Source organism: Acidovorax sp. 62 (genome assembly GCF_002754495.1).
GTDB lineage: Bacteria > Pseudomonadota > Gammaproteobacteria > Burkholderiales > Burkholderiaceae_C > Acidovorax.
Genome location: NZ_PEFJ01000001.1, coordinates 25141 through 46254, shown reverse-complemented (window position 1 = coordinate 46254; position 21114 = coordinate 25141). Strand labels below are relative to the sequence as shown.

The following is a 21114-nucleotide window of genomic DNA, read 5'->3' as shown; positions in this document are numbered from 1 at the left end:
CACGATGCCAGGCAACACCCCGCCGCTACAGCAGCCCCCGCAGCTCGCGCGCGGCCTCCTGCAGCAGCGGCAGCATGTCGCGCTGCAGCGTCTGCGCCTGCATTTGCTGGGGTGATGCCACCACATTGAGGGCCGCCACCGTCTGCCCCTGCAGGTTGCGCAGCGGCACGGCCAGGGCGTGCACGCCCAGCTCGTGCTCTTCCACTGCCAGACAAAAATCGTCGCGCCGCGCCTGGGCCACCACCTTGCGCAGGGCGCCCACTTGCGTGAGGGTGTGGGGCGTGAGCCGCTGCAGCGTGCAGCCCTTGAGCCACTGCGCAAACTCTGCCACCGGCAGCGCGGCCAGCAGCACCCGCCCCGTCGATGTGGGGTGCGCAGGCAGTCGCGCCCCCAGGTGCAGGCCATAGGCCATGGTGCGCGATGGCGCGCCATACACCCCGCTGCGCGCCACGATCACCACCTCGTCCCCGTCCAGCACCACGGCAGAGAACGACTGCTGCGTCTGCGCCGCCAGCCGGTTCAGCGTGGGCTGCAGCACGCGCGGTAGCCGGGCCGATGCCAGGTAGCTACCCGAAAACCGCAGCACCTTGGGCGCCAGCCAAAAGTAGCTGCCATCCGTCTCCAGATAGCCCAGGTGCGCCAGCGTGAGCAAATGCCTGCGCGCTGCCGCCCGCGTCAGGCCCGTGCGCTGCGCGGCCAGCGTGGCATTGAGCCGCTGGCGCTCGGTGTCAAAGCTCTCCAGCACCGCCATGCCTTTGGCCATGCCTTCGATGAGGTCGGACTTGGCGATGGGAAAAGTGGCCATGGATGAATTCCTACAGTTGCTGGGGTGCCTTGATGCCTTGCACAGCCCCCCTACGGAGGCGCTATTGATCCGGCATGAACCCCCTTAAACCTCTCAAGCTGAGCTTGTCGAAGCGCGGCGCAGGGCTTCGACAAGCTCAGCCCGAACGGATCGTTGAAGTTCAAAGATGCCTGCGCCATAAAACGCCACATACGGCTGCGCGACCACCCGTCACTTCAACGGGAGCAGCCCGCTACAGGCTTCATGACACATGTCAATTACTGCGCGATGATCGCACAACGCAACCGATCATCGCACGCTATCGAGCCCAGCCACTGGCCGCAGAACGCCTGGGAACCTACGCTCAACCCCGTTGATTTCCAAGATCCATAACGAGGTACAGAGACATGCGAACCCAAGTTGCCATCATCGGTGCAGGCCCTGCCGGCTTGCTGCTCGGCCAGTTGCTGCACAAGTCCGGCATCGACGCCATCATCATCGAGCAGCGCAGCCCCGCCTACGTGCTCAGCCGCATCCGCGCCGGGGTGCTGGAACAAGTGGCCATGGACCTGCTGGACCAGGCTGGCGTGAGCGCCCGCGCCCATGCCGAAGGCCTGCCGCACGACGGCTTTGAGCTGCTGTTCAAAGGCAAACGCCATCGCATTGACATGCATGCCTTGACCGGCGGCAGCCGCGTCATGGTCTACGGCCAGACCGAAGTGACGCAAGACCTGATGGACGCCCGCGCCGCCGCAGGCCTCACCACCGTGTATGAAGCCGCCAACGTAAAAGTGCACGACTTTGACGGCGCCACGCCGCGTGTGACCTACGAGAAAGACGGCCAGACCCACACCCTCACCTGCGACTTCATCGCAGGCTGCGACGGCTTTCACGGCGTGTGCCGCGCCAGCGTGCCAGAAGGCGCCATCCGCACCTACGAGCGCGTCTACCCCTTTGGCTGGCTGGGCCTGCTGGCCGATGTGAAGCCCGTGGCGCACGAGCTGATTTACGCCCACACCGACCGGGGCTTTGCGCTGTGCAGCATGCGCAGCGCCACCCGCAGCCGCTACTACCTTCAAGTGCCGCTGACCGACAAGGTGGAGAACTGGAGCGACGACGCCTTCTGGGCCGAGATGCGCAACCGCCTGGACCCCGAAGCCCGCGAGCACCTGACCACCGGCCCCTCGCTCGAAAAGAGCATCGCCCCCCTGCGCAGCTTTGTGGCCGAGCCCATGCGCTTTGGCAGCCTGTTCCTGGCGGGCGATGCCGCCCACATCGTGCCCCCCACAGGCGCCAAGGGCCTGAACCTGGCCGCCAGCGACGTGGGTTATTTATGGAATGCGCTGGCCGACTTCTACAACGACAAATCCCGCGCAGGCATCGACACTTACTCCGACCGGTGCCTGCGCCGCGTGTGGCGCGCTGAGCGCTTCTCGTGGTGGTTCACCTCGCTGATGCACCACTTCCCAGAAACCGGCGCCTTTGGCCAGAAGATGCAGGAAGCGGAGCTGGACTACCTGGTGAATTCGGAGGCTGCTTCGCGCTCGCTGGCGGAGAACTATGTGGGGTTGCCGATGAATTTTGGTGCTTGATTTAGCGCCATACCGCTACTAAAACCATAGCCTCCTGCGCTTTATCTTTAAGCGCAGGAGGCTATTTTTATTGCGAGACCTGCTTCATCAAAGAAGCGCGCCGCGAACCAAACGCCAAAATATCCTCCACGCCTCAGTTCATCCGCAGGTTTTGCGGAAATATCACATTAACCGCCGCCGTCAACAGAAGGAAACCAATGCCAGCGACTTTCTCCATCGAGACGATCTTCTCAATTGCCGGAGCTCTCGCAGTAGTCCAGTTTCTTCTCTCGCTTTGGATCGCAGAGAGACTTAAGTCGCAACTGCAACTTGAGAATGCCAAGGTCTTAGAGGCCATGAAATGGGAAGTTAGAGTACGTGAACAGGCAGCCAAAGTCGCTGAATACATGTCGGCCACCGCGAACCTAGCCGAAACCGATCCGCCTGAGCGGTACGCGCAGTTGAACCGCCTCTCCTGGGAGCTTGCTCTCTGGCTCCCAACCGATGTGTATCGCTCAATGGGCCAAGCTCTCACCCTCAGAACCGAAACACAGAACGAACTTACAGTGATCATGCAAGTGCGAAAGCACCTCCTTGGCGATCACGCCGGTGATCTCTCATCCGAAGAAATAGTGGTTCACTCTCCCGGCATCGGCAAGCACAGATACTTGGCGCGCAAATAGCACGGAGGCTAACCTTTAGGTCCAGGGGACGCCAACAAGGGGCATGGCTTCACCGCGGTCCTAACACTTGCTCTTTGCTAGGACCCTGAAATCGCAGAGCTCCTTCTAGCCCCGCTTGCGGCCCAATTCTGTCGCGCGAAAACGAAGTGAAAAGACCCATGTAGACAAGCCGATCACCACTGCTAGTAGTGGACATCGTCAAGCACTGCGGTATCCCTCCGCAGGTAAGCCGGATCATTACTGCTGGGTAGCAGAGCTCCCACCCTCCGCAATCGGCAACCCCAGCACCCAAAGCGCCATCGCATGCGCCTGCACTTCAGTGACCTGCGGATGCCGAGGCATCACAGTGCGCCCCCATTCACCCACACTGCCCTCGCGGATCTTGCGAGCGAGGTAGGCGGCGGCGTCGGGGCGGTCTTGATAGCGGGCCGCAATCTGGCGGAAGGATGGGCCGACGTAGCGCCGGTCCATGCCGTGGCAGCGCAAACAATCACTGGCTTCCACCAAGGCTTGCCCGGCGAGTGAGGTGGTTTGGGGGGCTACTGCGGCCCCTGAAGCCCCGGCTGCAGGAACCGTAGGAGCTGTAGGGTTTGCTGAGGCCGGTGGCTGGGGTGCTACGTCCCCCGGTGCTTCGGCCTGCGGCGGTTTGGCTGTGAGCACCATGCGCACGCCCAGATTGAGCATGCCCAAGGTGATCAGCAGCCCGAAGGCGATCAGCGCCCATCCCAGCCAGCGCGGCCGGGGCGGTGGGGTGTCATCGTCTGGATGCATGGAGCAATCCAGGGATGCTTTGCGGTGCGCAGATCAATGGCGGAAGTGGCGCACGCCGCTGAACACCATGGCCACGCCGCGTTCGTTGGCAGCGTCAATCACTTCCTGGTCGCGCATGGAGCCGCCGGGCTGGATGACACAGGTGGCGCCTGCATCCACCACCACGTCGAGGCCGTCACGGAAGGGGAAGAAGGCATCGCTGGCCACCACGGTGCCTTGCAGCGACAGGTTGGCATGGCTGGCCTTGATGCTGGCGATGCGGGCCGAGTCGAGGCGGCTCATCTGGCCTGCGCCCACGCCCATGGTCATGCCGCCCTTGCAGAAGACGATGGCGTTGCTCTTGACGTACTTGGCCACCTTCCAGGCAAACAGCAGGTCAGACATTTCCTCCAGCGACGGCTGCTTGTGCGTCACCACCTTCAGGTCGATGAGCGACAACTCGTGGTTATCGGCCGACTGCAGCAGCAGGCCCGAGCCGATGCGCTTGGCGTCCATGGCGTTGCGGCCACGACTCCAGTGCGTGGTGCCGCCGTGGGCGGGCAGTGCAATTTTGAGCAGGCGCACATTGGCCTTGGCTTTGAAGATTTCCAGTGCCTCGGCAGTGAAGTCGGGGGCCATCAGCACTTCCACAAACTGCTTGCTGACCTGGGCGGCGGCGGCGCCGTCCACCGCGCGGTTGAAGGCGATGATGCCGCCGAAGGCGCTGGTGGGGTCGGTCTGGAAGGCCTTGCTGTAGGCGTCCAGGGCGTCCAGGCCCACGGCCACGCCGCAGGGGTTGGCGTGCTTGACGATGACGCAGGCAGCGGCGTCAAAGCTCTTGACGCATTCCCACGCGGCATCGGCGTCGGCGATGTTGTTGTAGCTGAGTTCTTTGCCTTGCAGCTGCACGCCTGTGACCAGCGAGCCGGGTGCGGGGTGCAGGTCGCGGTACAGCGCGGCTTGCTGGTGGCTGTTTTCGCCATAGCGCAGGTCTTGCACCTTGATGAAGGCGCCGTTGCTTTGGCCGGGGAACTGCGTGCGCTCGGGCACGTAGGTTTCCGACAGCTTGGCTTCGTCGAACGCGACGGAGGAGAGGTAGTCGCTGATGGCGCCGTCATACTGGGCGATGCGGTTGAACGCGGCCACCGACAGGGCGAAGCGCAGTTTGTCGCTCAGCTTGCCGTTGGCCTTCAGCTCGGCCAGCACGGCGTCGTATTGGTCGGCGGCAGTGATCACGCCCACGTCGGCCCAGTTCTTGGCGGCGCTGCGCACCATGGCGGGGCCGCCAATGTCGATGTTTTCGATGGCGTCGGCCAGTGTGCAGCCGGCCTTGGCCACGGTGGCTTCAAAGGGGTAGAGGTTGACCACCAGCAGGTCGATGGTGTCGATGCCGTGTTCCTTCAGGGCCGCCATGTGGGCAGGCAACTCGCGGCGGGCCAGCAGGCCGCCGTGCACCTTGGGGTGCAAGGTCTTCACGCGGCCGTCCAGCATTTCGGGGAACTGGGTGACTTCGGCCACCTCGGTCACGGGCAGGCCTTCTTTGGCCAGCAGCTGCGCGGTGCCACCGGTGGACAGCAGCTTGATGCCCAGCGCATGCAGGGCTTTGGCAAAGTCAACAATGCCGGTCTTGTCGGATACGGAAAGAAGTGCGTTCATGGCCATGGTGGAGGTAAAGTTTGAAGTTAAATCGGGCTCTAGCGCTTACCTGACAAGCGCTAGAAGCTATATTTTTTATAGCAATCGACCCTGAGGGCACCTGCGGTACGGCTCAGAGCAGTTTGTGCTCCACCAGCTTCTTGCGCAAGGTGTTGCGGTTCAGGCCCAGCCATTCGGCCGCGCGGGACTGGTTGTTCTCGGCGTGGCTCATCACCACCTCCAGCAGCGGCTTCTCGACCACGCGCACCAGCATGTCGTACATGCCGTCGGGCGTTTCACCGCCCAGGTCGCGGAAGTAGCCCTGGAGGCTTTCACGGACGCACTCTTCTATATGTTGTTTGCTCATGCAGGCAATCCCTCTTGTTCTTCTGCTTCAACCAGCGCCGCCGTAGCGGCGGGCATGCGGTCCATCTGGGTGCCCAGGGCTTCCAGAAAATCCGCCACCGCCTGCCACTGCGTGGCGCTGTCTTCTATCGTATTGATGTGCTGCCTGAAGGCCTCGCCGCCCGGCAGAGCGCGCAGGTACCACGCAATGTGCTTGCGGGCACTGCGCACGCCGGTCAGCTCGCCATACAAGCTGTAGTGGTCGTGCAAATGGTCCAGCAGCAGGCGGCGCACCTCGGCCACCAGGGGTGGGGCCAGGTGCTCGCCTGTGTCCAGAAAGTGGGCGATCTCGCGGAAGATCCACGGCCGCCCCTGGGCCGCGCGGCCAATCATGATGGCGTCGGCACCGGTAGCGGCCAGCACATCGCGCGCCTTTTCGGGCGAGGTGATGTCGCCATTGGCCACCACGGGCACCTTCACCGCCGCTTTCACGGCGGCGATGGTGTCGTACTCGGCCTGGCCTTTGTAGCCCTGCTCGCGCGTGCGGCCGTGCACCGTCAGCATCTGGATGCCGATGGATTCAAACTGACGCGCCAGGGATACAGCGTTCTTGTGCTGCTGGCACCAGCCAGTGCGCATCTTCAGCGTGACAGGCACGTTGAACGGCGCACAGGCCTCGACCACCGCCTGGGCGATGGACACGGCCAGCGCCTCGTCCTGCATCAGGGCGGAGCCCGCCCACTTGTTGCATACCTTCTTGGCCGGGCAGCCCATGTTGATGTCGATGATCTGCGCGCCGCGCTCTACGTTGTAGACCGCCGCCTCGGCCATCATCTGCGCCTCGGTGCCGGCAATCTGCACGGCAATGGGGCCCGGCTCTCCTTCGTGGTTGGCCCGGCGCGAGGTCTTGAGGCTGTTCCACAAGTCCTTGCGCGAGGTCACCATCTCACTCACCGCATAGCCCGCCCCCAACGCCTTGCACAGCTGGCGAAAAGGCCGGTCCGTCACGCCCGCCATGGGGGCGACGAACAGGCGATTCGCCAAAGAAAACTGGCCGATGTGCATAGGGTGTGCGGGAGGGGTTGGGCAGCGAATGCTGAAAAAGGAGGCAGGATTGTACCTGCTCAAAATTTCAGCAAATGAAAAACGCAACGGAATATTTCAGAAGGCCCCAAGGGTCACCGATGTCCTCGGACGTTGCCGCCGCAGCAGCCCCCTACACTCCCAGCCTATGGAAATATGGATGCACCAGTTGCTGCAATGGCTGGCCCTGCCGCAGTTTGGGCTGAGCACGGTGTTCGTGGTCTCGTTCCTCTCGGCCACGTTGCTGCCACTGGGGTCAGAGCCTGCGGTGTTCGGGCTCATCAAGCTCAACCCCGACCTGTTCTGGCCCGCCATTGCCGTGGCCACCATCGGCAACACACTGGGCGGCGCCGTGAGCTGGTGGATGGGCCTGGGTGCCCACAAGGCGGTAGACCGGGCCCGAGGCAGCGCCACCGAGGTGCGCGCCCTGAACTGGCTGCGCCGCTTTGGCCCCCCCGCCTGCCTGCTGAGCTGGCTGCCCGGCGTGGGCGACCCGCTGTGCGCCGTGGCAGGCTGGCTCAAACTGCCCTTTTGGCCCTGCCTGGCGTACATGGCGGTGGGCAAGTTCCTGCGCTATCTGGTGATGACCAGCGTGCTGCTGTACTTCATGCCGGGGCAGGTGGGGCTGTAGGGCTTGTTCAAAGGGGGCAAGCCGGTACGCCCCGCCAAAATGCTATTTATTTGATAGCTGCCAGCGCTTACAGAAAAAGCGCTAGAGGCCATTTTGGCTAAAGCCAATCACTCCCCGGCTCGGCGGTTGAGCAAAATCGCGCCCCCAGCCAGGATCGCGGGCACGGCCAGCGCGATGAAGATCCCCTCAAAGCCCCACCCCATGGTCATGAGCACGCCCCCGATGGACGAGCCCAGGATGCTGCCCAAGCGCCCCACCCCCAGCATCCAGCTCACGCCCGTGGCCCGCGCCAGCGTGGGGTAGCAACTGGGGGCAAAGCCATTGAGGCCGGTCTGCGCACCGCTCAGGAAAAAGCCCACAGCCACCACGAAGGCCACCACCCAGAGCGAGTTCAGGCCATTGAGCCCCATCACCACCAGCGCCACCGCCCCCAGCACATACGCGCCAGCGATGACCCGGTTGGGGTTGAGGCGCCCCATGAGCCAGCCCACCACCAACGCACCCACCGTGCCACCGAGCTGGAACATGGCAGTCACATTGGCGGCGCGGTCAATCGACATGCCCGCGTCACGCATCATGGTGGGCAGCCAGCTGGTGGTGAGGTAGATGACCAGCAGGCCCATGAAGTACGTGACCCACAGCGTGAGCGTGCGCAGCCGGTACTCGGGCAAGAACAGCACCGCCATGGGCTGGCGCGACTTGACCTCGGACTCGCCAGAGACAAACTTCACCACCCCTTGCAGCGAGGCGCCACACATGCGCGAGAGCACCCCTGCCACCTTGGCCGTTTCGGTGCCGCGCACCACCAAAAAGCGTGCCGACTCTGGCAGATACACCAACAGCAAAGGCAACAGCACCAGCGGCAACACACCGCCCAGCACCAGCACCGACTGCCAGCCAAAACGCGGAATCAGCGCCGCTGCCACAAAGCCCACCAGGGCCGAGCCCAGGTTGAAGCCCGTGAACATGGCCGCCACCAGGAAGGCGCGACGGCGCTCGGGCACGTATTCAGACAACAGCGTGGTGGTGTTGGGCATGGCCGCCCCCAGGCCCAGGCCGGTGAGAAAGCGCAGCACCGCCATTTCAGTGGTGTTGCGCGTCCAGGCCGTGAACAGCGTGCACAGGCCAAAGACCAGCACCGAGCCGATCAGCACCTTGCGCCGCCCCCACCAGTCTGACGACGGCCCGGCCAGCAAAGCCCCTACGGCCAGGCCCATGGGGGCAGCCCCCATCACCAGGCCGAAGGCGAGCCGCGAAATCTGCCAGTCCTGAATGATGGACGGCGCCACAAAGCCCATGATGGCCACGTCCATGCCATCGACGGCCACGATGAGAAAGCACAGCAACACCAGAATCCACTGGTTGCGCGAGAGGGCGCGTTGATTGATGAAAGCCCGAACGTCGAGCGTGTGGGACGCGTCCGGCAGGCCCGGTGCGGTAGCGGTTTGCATGGTATTTGTCTCCGGGGGCCTGTGGCCCCTCTGTTGGTGTGATGAATCGGTGATCGCTGCGCCAGCACCGGGCCACGTGTGGCCCATGCGTTGGCAAAGATGGGACAAAGCGTTTTTCAGCGCCCTTCAGCGCTTCCCCGCGCGCCTCAGTGCAAAGGTCTGCGCGGGGGCCGTGGGGTCAGCCCGTCAGCGGTTCCACTCCAGCTTCTGGTCGCTCTTGCCTGCCACGGAATACAGCGCCCCTGGCGCATTGCGCGTTTGCATGAAGGCTTCCAGCGTCTGGCCGCGCATGGCCGCGTAGATGTGCAGGTTGGACACCCCCACCACCGCGCCCAGCTTTTCCAGCATGAAGAAGATCACGCCGTAGTGAATGAGGCCGCGCCAGTCACGCTGGCGCACCAGCTCGCGCTCTTGCAGCGTGAGCGCTGCGGCCTCGAACGCCCCTTCGGGGTCTTGCAAAAAGCGCTCGCGCACCGCGGGCTCAATCAGGCCGTGCAAGAAGCAGTTCAGGCGGTAGGCCTTGACGCTACGGGCCAAATCAAACGGGTACGTGCCAGCGAGCGCCCCCGCCCCGTGCAACTGCGTGGCCATGTGCGCGCGGTGGCGCTCGACCTCGCCCTGCACGGGCGCGCTGGCCTGGTTCTCATAAATGGCCGTCGCAATGCCCGTCATGGACGGCAGGTAGTAGCTTTGGTGCACCTTGCGCACACGCGCCGACAGGGCGCCGCGCATCACCAGCCACATGATGACCTCAGCCCCCTCCATGCCGCCCAGCGTCGCAAATTCGGCCTGGGTCATGTCGGCCAGGCGCTCGGGGTCGTTTTCAATCAGATCCAGAAAGCGCTGGTCCCACTCGGGGTTGTTGAAACCTGCACGTTCGCCATGCACTTGGTGCGACAGGCCGCCCGTGGCCACCAGAGCCACTTTGAGGTCCTCGGGGTAGCTCTCAATGGCGCGGCGCAGTGCCTGCCCCAGCTTGTAGCAGCGGCGTGCCGACGGCACCGGAAACTGCAGCACCCCCACCTGCAGCGGCACGATCTGCACCGGCCAGCTGGGTGTGTGCGGGCACAGCATGGAAAGTGGCGAAAAGCAGCCGTGGTCCAGCGCCTTGTCCTGAAAGAAAGACATGTCGAACTCATCGGCCACCAGCGACTGCCCAATGTGCCGCGCCAGCGCGGAGTGCCCTGCCACCGGGGGCAAGTCACGCGCACCCCCACCCTCGTCGGCTACGGGGTAGCTCTCGCCCACACCCAGCGCAAAGGCCGAGTAGTGGTCGAAGAAGAACGAGGTCACGTGGTCGTTGTAGATGAAGAAAAGCACATCGGGCTTTTGCTCCGCAAGCCAGCGCTGTACGGGTTGGAAGCCTTCAAAAATGGGCGCCCAGACGGGGTCGTTCTCTTTTTTTTGGTCCAACGCAAACCCGATGGTTGGCGTGTGTGACGTGGCAATCGCACCAATGATTCGTGCCATGTTGTGTCTCGCTGAAGGTGTGGTTAGCGCAGCCCGCAGGGGCCGCAAGAGAGGGCGCATTCTGCTAAGCACCGCCGCTTTCAGCCAGATGCTGCGAAGCCGCGCGAGATAACCCTGCGTTATCAAAGCGCGCTGACATACGCCTTGATGCAACGCAGACGGCCCGCCCGTTTTCACCCCTGTGAGCGCCACTGTGTTTGAGCCAACGCAAGCCCAGCCCAAGCAGCGCAAAACCCCACCCACAAGGCGATCACCAGCCACCATGCGCGATAACCTGTGGTGATTGATAAAGTCAGGGCATAAACGCTTGCCTCACGTCAAGGCAGCACTGCGCAGGAGACACTTTTGAAACTCACCACACTCAATGCCCTGGTGGCCGCGATCGAAGAAGGGAGCCTGCGGGGCGCTGCCCGGCGCGTGGGGGTATCGCAACCCGCGCTGACCAAAATGGTCCGCGAGCTGGAGATTGAGCTGGAGGCCACCTTGCTGATGCGCACCTCGCGCGGAGTGCAACCCACAGCCCAGGGCAAGGTGCTGTACGAGCGTGCCGTGCGGGCCCACCGCGAACTGCGCGCGGCCGTCGATGAAATCCACCAGATGGACGGGCGCCTGGTCGGCGAGCTGCACCTGGGCGCCGTGCCCGTGGCGGTGATGCTGCTGATCCCCGAAACCCTGCGCACCTTTGTGCGCGACTTTCCGGGCATCAAGCTGCGGGTGAGCGAAGAGTTGTACGTGGCACAACTGCACAAGCTGCGCTCAGGCGAAGTGGACATCACCATTGGCGGCATCCCCGATGACCTGCCCACGGGCGAGTTTTATGTAGAGCCCCTGATGGAAACCACCATGGTGCCCACCGTGCGCAAAGGCAGCCCCTGGACCAAGGCGAGACGCCTGTCAGACCTGCAATCGGCCCAGTGGGTGTACACCGGCTCCACCAGCGAATCCGGCTACGCCAAGCTGCTGTTTGAGCGCCACGGCCTCAGCGCCCCCGCTGTGGGCGCCACCGTCAATTCCACCCTGGCCCTGCTGTCGCTGGCCTGCTCAGGAGACTATGTGGCGCTGATGCCGCTGCAAATTGCACGGCTGCCGTTTGTCTCCCAGTTTCTCTCCACCATCGAGCTGGAAGAAGGCGGCTACCCCGTGCGCGTCGGCGCCATCCTGCGCAGCGACTCCGTCCCCTCGGCCGTGCTGCGCCACCTCATGGCGCACCTGCACCGCGCTGCGCACCAGGCCAAAAAAGGCAACATCCCCCTGCTGGAGCGGCCGAGCGGGCGGATGTGAGGCACGCTTGCGCATTAACTTGGCGCCGCAAACACAAAGCCCCGCATCGGCGGGGCTTTGTGTTTGGTTGAGGCAAACGCTCTTCGACAGAAACCTGTGGGGTAAATCCCGTCAGACGTTGAACAAGAAGTTCAACACATCGCCGTCCTTGACCACGTATTCCTTGCCTTCGGCGCGCATCTTGCCCGCATCCTTGGCGCCTTGCTCGCCCTTGTATTGGATGAAGTCTTCAAACGCGATGGTCTGGGCGCGGATGAAGCCGCGCTCGAAGTCGCCGTGGATCACGCCAGCCGCTTGCGGAGCGGTGTCGCCCACGCGGATGGTCCAGGCGCGCACTTCCTTCACGCCAGCGGTGAAGTAGGTTTGCAGGCCCAGCAGCTTGAAGCCAGCGCGGATCAGGCGGTTCAGGCCGGGTTCGTCCTGGCCCATCTCGGCCAGGAACATGTCGCGGTCTTCGTCGCTCATTTCCGACATTTCGGATTCCATCTTGGCGCAGATGGCGACCACGGGGGCGTTCTGAGCGGCGGCGTATTCCTTGAGGCGGTCGAGCAGCGCGTTGTTCTCAAAGCCGTCTTCACTCACGTTGCCCACAAACATGGCGGGCTTGGCGGTGATGAGGCAGAACGGCTTGAGCAGCGGCGCATCTTCCTTGCTCACGGGCACGGTGCGGGCGGGCTTGCCTTGGTCCAGCGCGGCCTGGATGGGCGTGAGCAGCGCAACGATCTTGGCGGCTTCCTTGTCGTTGCCCGACTTGGCCGCCTTGCTGTAGCGGTTCAGCGCCTTTTCCACGGTGGACAGGTCGGCCAGGCACAGCTCGGTCTGGATCACTTCGATGTCGGCGATCGGGTCCACGCGGCCTGCGACGTGGATCACGTTGTCGTCTTCAAAGCAGCGCACCACGTTGACGATGGCGTCGGTCTCGCGGATGTGGGCCAGGAACTGGTTGCCCAGGCCTTCGCCCTTGCTGGCGCCCGCCACTAGGCCGGCAATGTCCACAAATTCCACGATGGCAGGCACGATGCGCTCGGGGGTGATGATCTGGGCCAGTTGCTGCAGGCGCGGGTCGGGCACTTCCACCACGCCGGTGTTGGGCTCAATGGTGCAGAACGGGTAGTTCTCGGCGGCGATGCCCGCCTTGGTCAGCGCGTTGAAGAGGGTGGACTTGCCCACATTGGGCAGGCCCACGATGCCGCATTTGAGGCTCATGGAAATTCCTTGTGTATCGCCCCCTTTGTGCGCTTGTGCGCGCCACGGCCCTCACGGAGGCCGGGCTGCACATGCAGGCCAACGCCAGACGGGGCGGCGGCCTTGAAGGGGCTGGGAGAAAGACACCGCCACGCAAAACCGGACGAATCCAGCGGTTTGCGGCGACGGCGCCTTGGGGGTGGCGCGGATTTTAACCTTGGGCCACCGTTGCCCCCGCCCGGGGTACGCTCAGAACAGCACCCGGCTGCGCAAGGTGCCCGCCACGCCCGCCAGCTTGTCCAGCGCCAGCGGAGACGAGGCCGCGTCGATGTCGATCACCACATAGCCAATCTTTTCGTTGGTCTGCAGGTACTGGGCTGCGATGTTGATGTGGTTGTCCGAGAAGATGCGGTTGATCTCGGACAGCACGCCCGGCACGTTGCGGTGGATGTGCAGCAGGCGGTGCTTGCCAGGGTGGGCGGGCAGCGCCACTTCTGGGAAGTTGACCGACGAGGTGCTGGTGCCGTTGTCGCTGTACTTCACCAGCTTTTCTGCCACCTCGGTGCCAATGTTGGCCTGCGCCTCCATGGTGGAGCCGCCGATGTGGGGTGTAAGGATCACGTTGTCCAGCCCGCGCAGGGGCGACTGGAACTCGTCCTTGTTGGTGCGAGGCTCCACAGGGAACACGTCGATGGCCGCACCCAGCAGCTTCTTGGCTTTCAGCGCTGCGGCCAGGGCGTCAATATCGACCACCGTGCCGCGCGCGGCGTTGATGAGGATGCCGCCGGGCTTCATGGCGGCGATCTCGGCCGCGCCGATCATGCCTTCGGTCGAGGGCAGCTCGGGCACATGCAGGCTGACGATGTCGCTTTGCGCCAGCAAGTCGTGCAGCTTGTGCACCTGGCGCGCATTGCCCAGGGGCAGCTTGCTCACCACGTCAAAGAAGGCCACCTGCATGCCCAAGGCCTCGGCCAGCACCGACAGCTGCGTGCCGATGGAACCATAGCCCACGATGCCCAGCGTCTTGCCCCGAATCTCGTACGCGTTGTCGGCCGACTTGAGCCAGCCGCCCCGGTGGGCCACGGCGCTTTTCTCGGGCACGCCGCGCAGCAGCAAGATGGCTTCGGCCAGCACCAGCTCGGCCACGGAGCGGGTGTTGGAGTACGGCGCGTTGAACACTGCGATGCCACGCTCGCGCGCGGCATTCAGGTCGACCTGGTTGGTGCCAATGCAAAAGCAGCCCACGGCCACCAGCTTGTGCGCCTGCGCAAACACGGCTTCGGTGAGCTGCGTGCGCGAACGGATGCCGAGGAAGTGCACGTCAGCGATCTTGCGCTGGAGTTCATCGTCCGGCAGCGCGCCAGACACGGTTTCGATCTGGGTGTAGCCAGCGGCGCGAAGGATCTCTACGGCAGAGCTGTGGATGCCCTCGAGCAACAAAAATTTGATCTTGCTTTTGTCCAGCGAATTGGTGGTCATGAAAATCCCTGTGGAGTGAAATGGGGTGGCTGGGGCAGCGCGCACTGGCTGGTCGACAAGCATGGTGCAATGCACAAAACCTTGCAAGTCTGGGCAAATCCATCTCAAGACAGTCACACAAGCGTCACAATTGGACACACCGCCAGGGCCGCAACGGGTTTTCACCGTTGTGAGTGCCCGGGCAACCATGGGACAACGACACATGTTTGACACACAGCGCGCCTAGCATCGGCCGCTTTGTGCCCAACGCCATCCTTGGAGAAACATTTATGCAACTGAAGAAACTGGCCCTGACTGCCGCCATCGCCCTGGGCGCCTGCGTTCCTGCGCACGCCCAGACCGAGATCCAGTGGTGGCATTCGATGAGCGCCGCGTTGGGCGACTGGGTGAACGACCTGGCCAAGCAATACAACGCCAGCCAGACCAAGTACAAGATCGTGCCCACCTACAAAGGCACGTATGACGAATCGATGACAGCCGGTATTGCCGCCTTCCGCGCAGGCAATGCACCGCACATCATCCAGGTGTTTGAAGTGGGCACCGCCACCATGATGGCCAGCAAGGGCGCCATCGTGCCTGCAGGCAAGGTGCTGACCGACGGTGGCTTCAAGTTCGACCCCACCCAGTACGTGTCTGCCGTGGCCGGTTACTACACCGCCCCCAATGGCCAGATGCTGAGCTACCCGCTCAACAGCTCCACCACCATCTTCTATTACAACAAGGACGCCTTCAAGAAGGCCGGCCTGGACGCCAACAAGCCACCCAAGACCTGGCCCGAAGTGTTTGAAGCCGCCTCCAAGCTCAAGGCCAGCGGCCACAGCTGCCCGTTCACCACCAGCTGGATCAGCTGGACGCAGCTCGAGAGCTTCTCGCTGTGGCACAACACGCTGTTCGCCAGCAAGAACAACGGCTTTGACGGCACCGACGCGCAGCTGCAAATCAACACCCCGCTGCACGTGCGCCACTTTGAGAACCTGGCCAAGGCCTCCAAGGAAGGCAGCTTTGTGTACAAGGGCCGTGGCAACACCGCCGACGCCTCGTTCCCATCGGGCGAGTGCGCCATGATCACCGGTTCGTCGGGCCTGTACGCCCGCGTGGCCAAGGAAGCCAAGTTTGCCTACGGCATCTCGGCCCTGCCCTACTACGCCGATGTGAAGGGTGCCCCGCAGAACACCGCCATTGGTGGCGCCAGCCTGTGGATCATGGCCGGCAAGAAGTCTGAAGAGTACAAAGGCGTGGCCGACTTCCTGAACTTCCTGAACGACACCAAGGTGCAGGCCGCCAGCCACCAACGCACCGGCTACCTGCCTGTGACCACGGCGGCCTACAAGCTGACCGAGGCCTCGGGCTTCTATGAAAAGAACCCCGGCACCGACGTGGCCGTGACGCAGATGATCCGCAAGGCCACCGACAAGTCACGCGGCATTCGCCTGGGCAACTTTGCCCAGATCCGCACCATCATCGACGAGGAAACCGAGCAAATCTGGTCCGGCAAGAAGACTTCCAAGGAAGCTCTGGACAACGCCGTGACCCGTGGCAACGAGCAACTGGCGCGCTTTGCCCGCGCCAACCGCTAAGCGTTAGCGCTACCCCCTTGATGGGGCGAAGGAGCCAGGCCCGCGCCTGAATCCCTTGCCTTCATCGTTGGCCCGCACCCCCGCAAACCCCGGTTTGCAAGGGCTGCGGGCTGTTTTGTTCAGACGGATACCCTATGGAAAAACGCGTTCTATTTCGCTCTGCATGGCTGCCGTGGGTGCTTTTGCTCCCCCAGCTGGCCGTGATCAGCATCTTTTTCTTCTGGCCGGCGGGCCAGGCCCTGGTGCAGTCGTTCCAGATGCAGGATGCCTTTGGCATGTCCACCGAATGGGTGGGCTTCGATAACTTCCGCACCCTGTTTGAAGACCCGGGCTACCTCGCCTCGTTCAAGACAACGGCCTTCTTCTCCATCGCGGTGGCGGTGTCGGGCATCAGCATCTCGCTGGTGCTGGCGATCTTTGCCGACCGCATCGTGCGCGGCGCGCTGGTGTACAAAACCGCGCTGCTGCTGCCTTACGCCGTGGCCCCTGCGGTAGCGGGCGTGCTGTGGATGTTCATGTTCTCACCCTCGCTGGGCGTGGTGGCGTATTTGCTGCGCCAATCGGGGATGGACTGGAACCACTTGCTCAATTCCGACCACGCCATGACGCTGATCGTGATTGCGGCGGTGTGGAAGCAGATCTCCTACAACTTCCTGTTTTTCCTGGCGGGGCTGCAATCCATCCCCAAATCGCTGATCGAGGCCGCCGCCATTGACGGTGCAGGCCCTTGGCGCCGGTTCTGGAGCATCCAGTTCCCGCTGCTGTCGCCCACCACGTTCTTCCTGCTGGTGATCAACGTGGTGTACGCCTTCTTCGACACCTTCGCCATCGTGGACTCCACCACGCAGGGCGGCCCTGGACAGGACACCTCGATCCTGGTCTACAAGGTCTATCACGATGGCTTCAAGGCCATGGACATGGGCGGATCGGCTGCGCAATCGGTGGTGCTGATGGCCATCGTGGTGGTGCTCACCGTGATCCAGTTCCGCTACGTTGAAAAGAAAGTGCAGTATTGAAATGGTTGAACGCAGTCCTTTCTTAAAGGCGTTCTCGCACCTGATCATGGTGCTGGGCGTCATCATCGTGGGCTTTCCGCTGTACCTGGCGTTTGTGGCATCCACCCACACGGCGCAGGACATCGTGCAGGTGCCCATGCCCATGCTGCCCGGCGGCAATTTCTGGGAGACCTACAAAACCGCCCTGTTCGGCGGCGGCACGGGCCCCGGCTCCAGCGCCCCGGTGGCGCACATGATGTGGGTCAGCTTCGTGACGGCCATGGTCATCACCGTGGGCAAGATCGCCATCTCGCTGCTGTCGGCCTTCGCCATCGTGTACTTCCGCTTCCCCTTCAAGGGCATCTGCTTCTGGCTGATCTTCATCACCCTGATGCTGCCCGTGGAAGTGCGCATTGGCCCCACCTACCAGGTGGTGTCCAACCTGGGCATGCTCAACACCTATGCGGGCCTGACGGTGCCGCTGATTGCCTCGGCCACAGCCACCTTCCTGTTCCGCCAGTTTTTCCTGACGGTGCCGGACGAGCTGGTGGAGGCTGCGCGCATCGACGGTGCGGGCCCGCTGCGCTTTTTTAAAGACATCCTGGTGCCGCTGTCGCGAACGTCCATCGCGGCGCTGTTCGTGATCCAGTTCATCTATGGCTGGAACCAGTACCTGTGGCCGCTGCTCGTGACCACCTCGGAAGACATGTACCCCGTGGTGATCGGCATCAAACGCATGATTGCGGGCGGCGACACCGGCAACGAATGGAACGTGGTGATGGCCACGGCCCTCTTGGCCATGCTGCCCCCCGCTCTGGTGGTGGTCTTCATGCAGCGCTGGTTCGTCAAGGGCCTGGTGGACACGGAAAAATAAACAAAATCTGCCGCTAGCGCCTACCAATCAAGCGCTAGCAGCTATTAATTTAAGAGCAAAATGGCATCCATCTCTCTTCGCAACATCATCAAGCGCTATGGCCACGGCCCCAAGGCCAACCAGGTCATCCATGGCGTGAACGCTGAAATCAAGGACGGCGAATTCGTCGTCATCGTCGGCCCCTCGGGCTGCGGCAAATCCACGCTGCTGCGCATGGTGGCCGGGCTGGAAGAAATCTCCGGCGGCGAGCTGCACATTGGCAACCGCGTGGTGAACGACCTGGAACCTGCCCAGCGCGACATCGCCATGGTGTTCCAGAACTACGCGCTGTACCCGCACATGACGAACTACGAGAACATGGCCTATGGCCTGAAGATCGCCAAGGTGCCCAAGGACGAAATCAAGGCCCGCGTGGACAAGGCCGCCAAGATCCTGGAGCTGTCGCACCTGCTCGAGCGCAAGCCGCGCGAGCTCTCGGGCGGCCAGCGCCAGCGCGTGGCCATGGGCCGCGCCATCGTGCGCCAGCCCCAGGTGTTTTTGTTTGACGAGCCCCTGTCCAACCTGGACGCCAAGCTGCGCGCGCAAACCCGCCTGGAGATCCAGAAGCTGCACCGCGAGCTGGGCATCACCAGCCTGTTCGTCACGCACGACCAGGTCGAAGCCATGACGCTGGCGCAGCGCATGATCGTGATGAACGCAGGCAACATGGAACAGTTCGGCACGCCCGAAGAGGTCTACCACACGCCCGCCTCCACCTTCGTGGCCAGCTTCATCGGCTCGCCACCGATGAACCTGCTCAAGCACGCACCGAACAGCAAGCCCGGCACCATCCTGGGCATCCGCCCCGAGCACATGGACATTGGCAACGACGGCTGGGAAGTGCGCGTGGACACCATCGAACTGCTGGGTGCCGAGCGCCTGGTGTACGCCTCCATGGGCGAAGACAACATGATCGTGCGCATTGACGAGGGCCGCCCCTCGCCCAAGCCCGGCGACACCATCCGCGTGGCCCCACGCGAAGACCGCCTGCACTGGTTCAACGCCGAAACCGGCAAGCGGCTCTGAGCCCCCATACAGAGCCCACAGCCCCCATGGCAGGCATCCACGCCACCGTGCCGGTGCTGGCATCGCTGGACTTGGCAGAGTCCCGGCTGTTCTACACCGAACGGCTGGGCTTTGACTGCCTGCATGCCTCGGCCGACTACCTGATGCTGCGGCGTGACGGCTGCGAGCTGCACCTGTGGCACTGCACCGAGCGCCACATCGCCGAGAACACCTCGTGCTACGTGCGGGGCGATACCGCCGCGCTGCACGCCGACTTTGCGCAGCGCGGCCTGCAGGTAGCGCCACCACAGCTGCGCGACTGGGGCATGCGCGAGTTCTACGTCATCGACCCCCACGGCAACCTGCTCAAGTTTGGCGAACCCGCCTGAGCCCCACGCTTCACCCTTTGCCCATGACCGCGATCACCGCCCCCTCCTGGCCCTACCCCCGCTGGATTGCCCACCGTGGCGCAGGCAAGCTGGCCCCTGAAAACACCATGGCCGCCTTCCGCCTGGGCGCGCAGCACGGCTATCGCATGTTCGAGTGCGACGCCAAGTTGAGCAGCGACGGCGTGCCCTTCTTGCTGCACGACGCCACGCTGGAGCGCACCACCAATGGCCAAGGCACGGGCAGCGACCTGAGCCTGGGCGCACTGGCGCAGCTCGATGCAGGCCGCTGGCACTCACGCGCCTATGCGGGCGAGGCGGTGCCTACGCTGGAAGCGCTGGCCCGCTTTTGCATCGCCAACGGCTACTTTCTGAACATCGAAATCAAGCCCACACCGGGCCATGAAGAACGCACCGGCCGCGTGGTGGGCGAGACGGCCACGCGCCTGTGGCAAGGCCAGGCCGTGCCGCCGCTGTTCTCGTCCTTCAAGCCCGAGGCGCTGGCTGGTGCGCAAGCCACAGCCCCGCACATTCCACGCGCCCTGCTGATCGATGCACTGTGGGACGGCAGCCTGGACGAAGCCCGCCGCCTGGGCTGCGAGGCCATCGTGTGCAACCACGCGCTGTGGGACGCGGCGCTGGTCGCCCAGGTCAAGGCCCTGGGCATGCGCACCCTGAGCTACACAGTCAACGACGAATGGGCCGCGCAGCGCCTGATCGACCTGGGCACCGACGGCATCATCACCGACCGCGTAGACCTGTTTTCGCCCGCGGCACTCTGAACGCCCCACCTAAAACCAGCGCCACCGTGGAACCGGCTTTGCCGGGCCACCGGCGGCGTCCCCCTTCCGGGGGGACGGCGCGCAGCGCCTCAGGGGGTCAGTCCAATTTCGCGCCTGACTTCTTCACCACCTCGGCCCAGCGCGGCATCTCAGCGGCCAGGAAGGCCGCAAAATCATCGGCGCCCATGAAGGCGGGGTCTGCCCCCTGGCTGACCATGCGGTTCCTCACGTCCGGCATTTGCAGCACCTGTTTGAAGGCATCGCTGAGCTTGTTCACCGCCTCCTTGGGCGTGCCTGCCGGGGCCAAAAAGCCATAGAACCCGACCACCTCAAAGCCCTTGATGCCGCTCTCGATCACGGTGGGCACATCGGGCAACGCGGGGTTGCGCTCGCGGCTCGTCACGGCCAGGGCGCGCACCTTGCCCTGCTTGTGGTACGAGGCGGCCTGCGGAATGCTCTCGGCCATGAACTGCACCTGCCCGGCCATCAGGTCGGTGAACGCAGGGGCACTGCCACGGTAGGGGATGTGCACCATGAACAGGCCCGTGGCGGACTTGAACATCTCGGGCACCAAATGGCTGATGCCGCCGTTGCCCGCGGAGCCAAAGTTGACCTGGCCTGGGCGTGTCTTGGCGTAGGCCATGAACTCCTGCAGGTTCTTGGCAGGCACGTTGGGGTTGACCAGCAAGGCCAGCGGCTGCATGGCCGTGCGGGCCACGGGCACAAAGTCTTTGAGCGTGGCGTAGGACAGCTTGCTATACAGCGCAGGGTTGATGACCATCACCCCCGTGTTGGCCAGCATGATGGTGTGCCCGTCGGCCGGTGACTTCATCACCTCTTGTGCACCCACCGTGCCCCCAGCGCCCGATTTGTAGTCCATCACCACGGGCTGGCCCAGCACGGTTTGCAGCTTGTCAGACAGCAGGCGCGCATGCTGGTCCAGAGGGCCACCGGCCGGAAAGCCCACCACGATGCGGATGGGCTTGGTCGGAAAGGTCTGGGCTGTGGCAGCCGTGGCGCAGGCCAGGGCTGCGGCGGTCAGCAGGACGGCAAGGGGCTTCATGGGGTGTCTCCGGTTGTTATGGTGGTGTGAACCAAAAGACTAACA

The 21114-nt window shown here is 63.6% G+C and carries 20 protein-coding genes; 10 read left to right on the top strand and 10 right to left on the bottom strand.

The window, feature by feature from the left end:
• Window positions 1–25: 25 nt before the first annotated feature.
• Window positions 26–805: an IclR family transcriptional regulator C-terminal domain-containing protein gene (locus CLU86_RS00230; RefSeq protein WP_099740159.1), complete on the bottom strand. Its 780-nt coding sequence runs from the start codon at window positions 803–805 to the stop codon at window positions 26–28.
• A gap of 386 nt (window positions 806–1191) precedes the next feature.
• On the opposite strand from CLU86_RS00230, the gene pobA reads away from it, so the two are divergent.
• Both pobA and CLU86_RS00220 read left to right on the top strand, forming a co-directional pair.
• The gene (gene pobA / locus CLU86_RS00225) at window positions 1192–2376 is read left to right on the top strand and encodes a 4-hydroxybenzoate 3-monooxygenase (protein WP_099740158.1); all 1185 of its coding nucleotides are present in this window, start codon (window positions 1192–1194) and stop codon (window positions 2374–2376) included.
• Between the two features lie 197 nt (window positions 2377–2573).
• Entirely contained in the window at window positions 2574–3038 is a 465-nt protein-coding gene (locus tag CLU86_RS00220; protein ID WP_099740157.1) for a hypothetical protein, read from the top strand.
• A gap of 237 nt (window positions 3039–3275) precedes the next feature.
• Here the strand turns inward: CLU86_RS00220 and CLU86_RS00215 are convergent, their stop codons facing one another.
• The 4 genes from CLU86_RS00215 to dusB form a co-directional block, all read right to left on the bottom strand.
• Window positions 3276–3809 (bottom strand): c-type cytochrome, encoded by a 534-nt coding sequence (locus CLU86_RS00215; RefSeq protein WP_099740156.1) that lies wholly within the window; start codon window positions 3807–3809, stop codon window positions 3276–3278.
• A 33-nt stretch (window positions 3810–3842) separates the two neighbouring features.
• On the bottom strand, window positions 3843–5450 hold the full coding sequence (gene purH, locus CLU86_RS00210) for a bifunctional phosphoribosylaminoimidazolecarboxamide formyltransferase/IMP cyclohydrolase (protein WP_199175069.1): 1608 nt from the start codon (window positions 5448–5450) through the stop codon (window positions 3843–3845).
• A 106-nt stretch (window positions 5451–5556) separates the two neighbouring features.
• Complete coding sequence (locus CLU86_RS00205) at window positions 5557–5790, bottom strand: Fis family transcriptional regulator (RefSeq protein ID WP_099658077.1); 234 nt, start codon at window positions 5788–5790, stop codon at window positions 5557–5559.
• On the bottom strand, window positions 5787–6833 hold the full coding sequence (gene dusB, locus CLU86_RS00200) for a tRNA dihydrouridine synthase DusB (RefSeq protein ID WP_099658076.1): 1047 nt from the start codon (window positions 6831–6833) through the stop codon (window positions 5787–5789). Before dusB ends, CLU86_RS00205 begins: the two co-directional genes overlap by 4 nt.
• Window positions 6834–6999: 166 nt before the next feature.
• Between dusB and CLU86_RS00195 the strand changes: the two genes are divergently transcribed.
• A complete protein-coding gene (locus CLU86_RS00195; protein ID WP_099740155.1) occupies window positions 7000–7482 on the top strand; it encodes a YqaA family protein in 483 nt (160 codons plus the stop codon).
• Between the two features lie 107 nt (window positions 7483–7589).
• Here CLU86_RS00195 and CLU86_RS00190 read toward each other — a convergent pair whose 3' ends face one another.
• Entirely contained in the window at window positions 7590–8933 is a 1344-nt protein-coding gene (locus CLU86_RS00190) for an aromatic acid/H+ symport family MFS transporter (protein ID WP_099740154.1), read from the bottom strand.
• A 186-nt stretch (window positions 8934–9119) separates the two neighbouring features.
• Window positions 9120–10403 (bottom strand): gallate dioxygenase, encoded by a 1284-nt coding sequence (locus CLU86_RS00185; protein WP_099740153.1) that lies wholly within the window; start codon window positions 10401–10403, stop codon window positions 9120–9122.
• Window positions 10404–10748: 345 nt separating this feature from the next.
• Between CLU86_RS00185 and CLU86_RS00180 the strand changes: the two genes are divergently transcribed.
• Window positions 10749–11684: a LysR family transcriptional regulator gene (locus tag CLU86_RS00180; RefSeq protein WP_099740152.1), complete on the top strand. Its 936-nt coding sequence runs from the start codon at window positions 10749–10751 to the stop codon at window positions 11682–11684.
• Between the two features lie 111 nt (window positions 11685–11795).
• On the opposite strand, the gene ychF is transcribed toward CLU86_RS00180, so the two are convergent.
• Together ychF and serA are read right to left on the bottom strand one after the other, a co-directional pair.
• Window positions 11796–12890, bottom strand: a complete 1095-nt coding sequence (ychF, locus tag CLU86_RS00175; RefSeq protein WP_099658074.1) for a redox-regulated ATPase YchF — start codon at window positions 12888–12890, stop codon at window positions 11796–11798.
• A gap of 228 nt (window positions 12891–13118) precedes the next feature.
• Window positions 13119–14348 carry a phosphoglycerate dehydrogenase gene (gene serA, locus CLU86_RS00170; RefSeq protein WP_099659026.1) on the bottom strand — a complete coding sequence of 410 codons (1230 nt, stop codon included), beginning with the start codon at window positions 14346–14348 and terminating at the stop codon, window positions 13119–13121.
• A gap of 269 nt (window positions 14349–14617) precedes the next feature.
• Here serA and ugpB point away from each other — a divergent pair, with 269 nt between their 5' ends.
• From ugpB to ugpQ, 6 genes are all read left to right on the top strand, one after another.
• On the top strand, window positions 14618–15925 hold the full coding sequence (gene ugpB / locus CLU86_RS00165; protein ID WP_099658073.1) for a sn-glycerol-3-phosphate ABC transporter substrate-binding protein UgpB: 1308 nt from the start codon (window positions 14618–14620) through the stop codon (window positions 15923–15925).
• Window positions 15926–16059: 134 nt separating this feature from the next.
• Window positions 16060–16941, top strand: coding sequence for a sn-glycerol-3-phosphate ABC transporter permease UgpA (ugpA, locus tag CLU86_RS00160; RefSeq protein ID WP_099740151.1), 882 nt, complete (start codon window positions 16060–16062; stop codon window positions 16939–16941).
• A 1-nt stretch (window position 16942) separates the two neighbouring features.
• Entirely contained in the window at window positions 16943–17794 is an 852-nt protein-coding gene (ugpE, locus tag CLU86_RS00155) for a sn-glycerol-3-phosphate ABC transporter permease UgpE (RefSeq protein ID WP_099740150.1), read from the top strand.
• A 60-nt stretch (window positions 17795–17854) separates the two neighbouring features.
• Window positions 17855–18859 (top strand): sn-glycerol-3-phosphate import ATP-binding protein UgpC, encoded by a 1005-nt coding sequence (locus CLU86_RS00150; RefSeq protein WP_099658070.1) that lies wholly within the window; start codon window positions 17855–17857, stop codon window positions 18857–18859.
• A 26-nt stretch (window positions 18860–18885) separates the two neighbouring features.
• Window positions 18886–19227: a VOC family protein gene (locus CLU86_RS00145; protein WP_099740149.1), complete on the top strand. Its 342-nt coding sequence runs from the start codon at window positions 18886–18888 to the stop codon at window positions 19225–19227.
• Between the two features lie 23 nt (window positions 19228–19250).
• A complete protein-coding gene (gene ugpQ, locus CLU86_RS00140) occupies window positions 19251–20006 on the top strand; it encodes a glycerophosphodiester phosphodiesterase (protein WP_099740148.1) in 756 nt (251 codons plus the stop codon).
• Window positions 20007–20103: 97 nt separating this feature from the next.
• Here the strand turns inward: ugpQ and CLU86_RS00135 are convergent, their stop codons facing one another.
• Entirely contained in the window at window positions 20104–21069 is a 966-nt protein-coding gene (locus tag CLU86_RS00135; RefSeq protein ID WP_099740147.1) for a tripartite tricarboxylate transporter substrate binding protein, read from the bottom strand.
• Window positions 21070–21114 lie beyond the last annotated feature (45 nt).

Excerpts from the sequence above, each read along its gene's own strand:
- CLU86_RS00230 (WP_099740159.1), bottom strand. The coding sequence starts at position 805 with ATGGCCACTTTTCCCATCGCCAAGTCCGACCTCATCGAAGGCATGGCC.
- pobA (WP_099740158.1), top strand. The coding sequence starts at position 1,192 with ATGCGAACCCAAGTTGCCATCATCGGTGCAGGCCCTGCCGGCTTGCTG.
- CLU86_RS00220 (WP_099740157.1), top strand. The coding sequence starts at position 2,574 with ATGCCAGCGACTTTCTCCATCGAGACGATCTTCTCAATTGCCGGAGCT.
- CLU86_RS00215 (WP_099740156.1), bottom strand. The coding sequence starts at position 3,809 with ATGCATCCAGACGATGACACCCCACCGCCCCGGCCGCGCTGGCTGGGA.
- purH (WP_199175069.1), bottom strand. The coding sequence starts at position 5,450 with ATGGCCATGAACGCACTTCTTTCCGTATCCGACAAGACCGGCATTGTT.
- CLU86_RS00205 (WP_099658077.1), bottom strand. The coding sequence starts at position 5,790 with ATGAGCAAACAACATATAGAAGAGTGCGTCCGTGAAAGCCTCCAGGGC.
- dusB (WP_099658076.1), bottom strand. The coding sequence starts at position 6,833 with ATGCACATCGGCCAGTTTTCTTTGGCGAATCGCCTGTTCGTCGCCCCC.
- CLU86_RS00195 (WP_099740155.1), top strand. The coding sequence starts at position 7,000 with ATGGAAATATGGATGCACCAGTTGCTGCAATGGCTGGCCCTGCCGCAG.
- CLU86_RS00190 (WP_099740154.1), bottom strand. The coding sequence starts at position 8,933 with ATGCAAACCGCTACCGCACCGGGCCTGCCGGACGCGTCCCACACGCTC.
- CLU86_RS00185 (WP_099740153.1), bottom strand. The coding sequence starts at position 10,403 with ATGGCACGAATCATTGGTGCGATTGCCACGTCACACACGCCAACCATC.
- ychF (WP_099658074.1), bottom strand. The coding sequence starts at position 12,890 with ATGAGCCTCAAATGCGGCATCGTGGGCCTGCCCAATGTGGGCAAGTCC.
- serA (WP_099659026.1), bottom strand. The coding sequence starts at position 14,348 with ATGACCACCAATTCGCTGGACAAAAGCAAGATCAAATTTTTGTTGCTC.
- ugpB (WP_099658073.1), top strand. The coding sequence starts at position 14,618 with ATGCAACTGAAGAAACTGGCCCTGACTGCCGCCATCGCCCTGGGCGCC.
- ugpA (WP_099740151.1), top strand. The coding sequence starts at position 16,060 with ATGGAAAAACGCGTTCTATTTCGCTCTGCATGGCTGCCGTGGGTGCTT.
- ugpE (WP_099740150.1), top strand. The coding sequence starts at position 16,943 with ATGGTTGAACGCAGTCCTTTCTTAAAGGCGTTCTCGCACCTGATCATG.
- CLU86_RS00150 (WP_099658070.1), top strand. The coding sequence starts at position 17,855 with ATGGCATCCATCTCTCTTCGCAACATCATCAAGCGCTATGGCCACGGC.
- CLU86_RS00145 (WP_099740149.1), top strand. The coding sequence starts at position 18,886 with ATGGCAGGCATCCACGCCACCGTGCCGGTGCTGGCATCGCTGGACTTG.
- ugpQ (WP_099740148.1), top strand. The coding sequence starts at position 19,251 with ATGACCGCGATCACCGCCCCCTCCTGGCCCTACCCCCGCTGGATTGCC.
- CLU86_RS00135 (WP_099740147.1), bottom strand. The coding sequence starts at position 21,069 with ATGAAGCCCCTTGCCGTCCTGCTGACCGCCGCAGCCCTGGCCTGCGCC.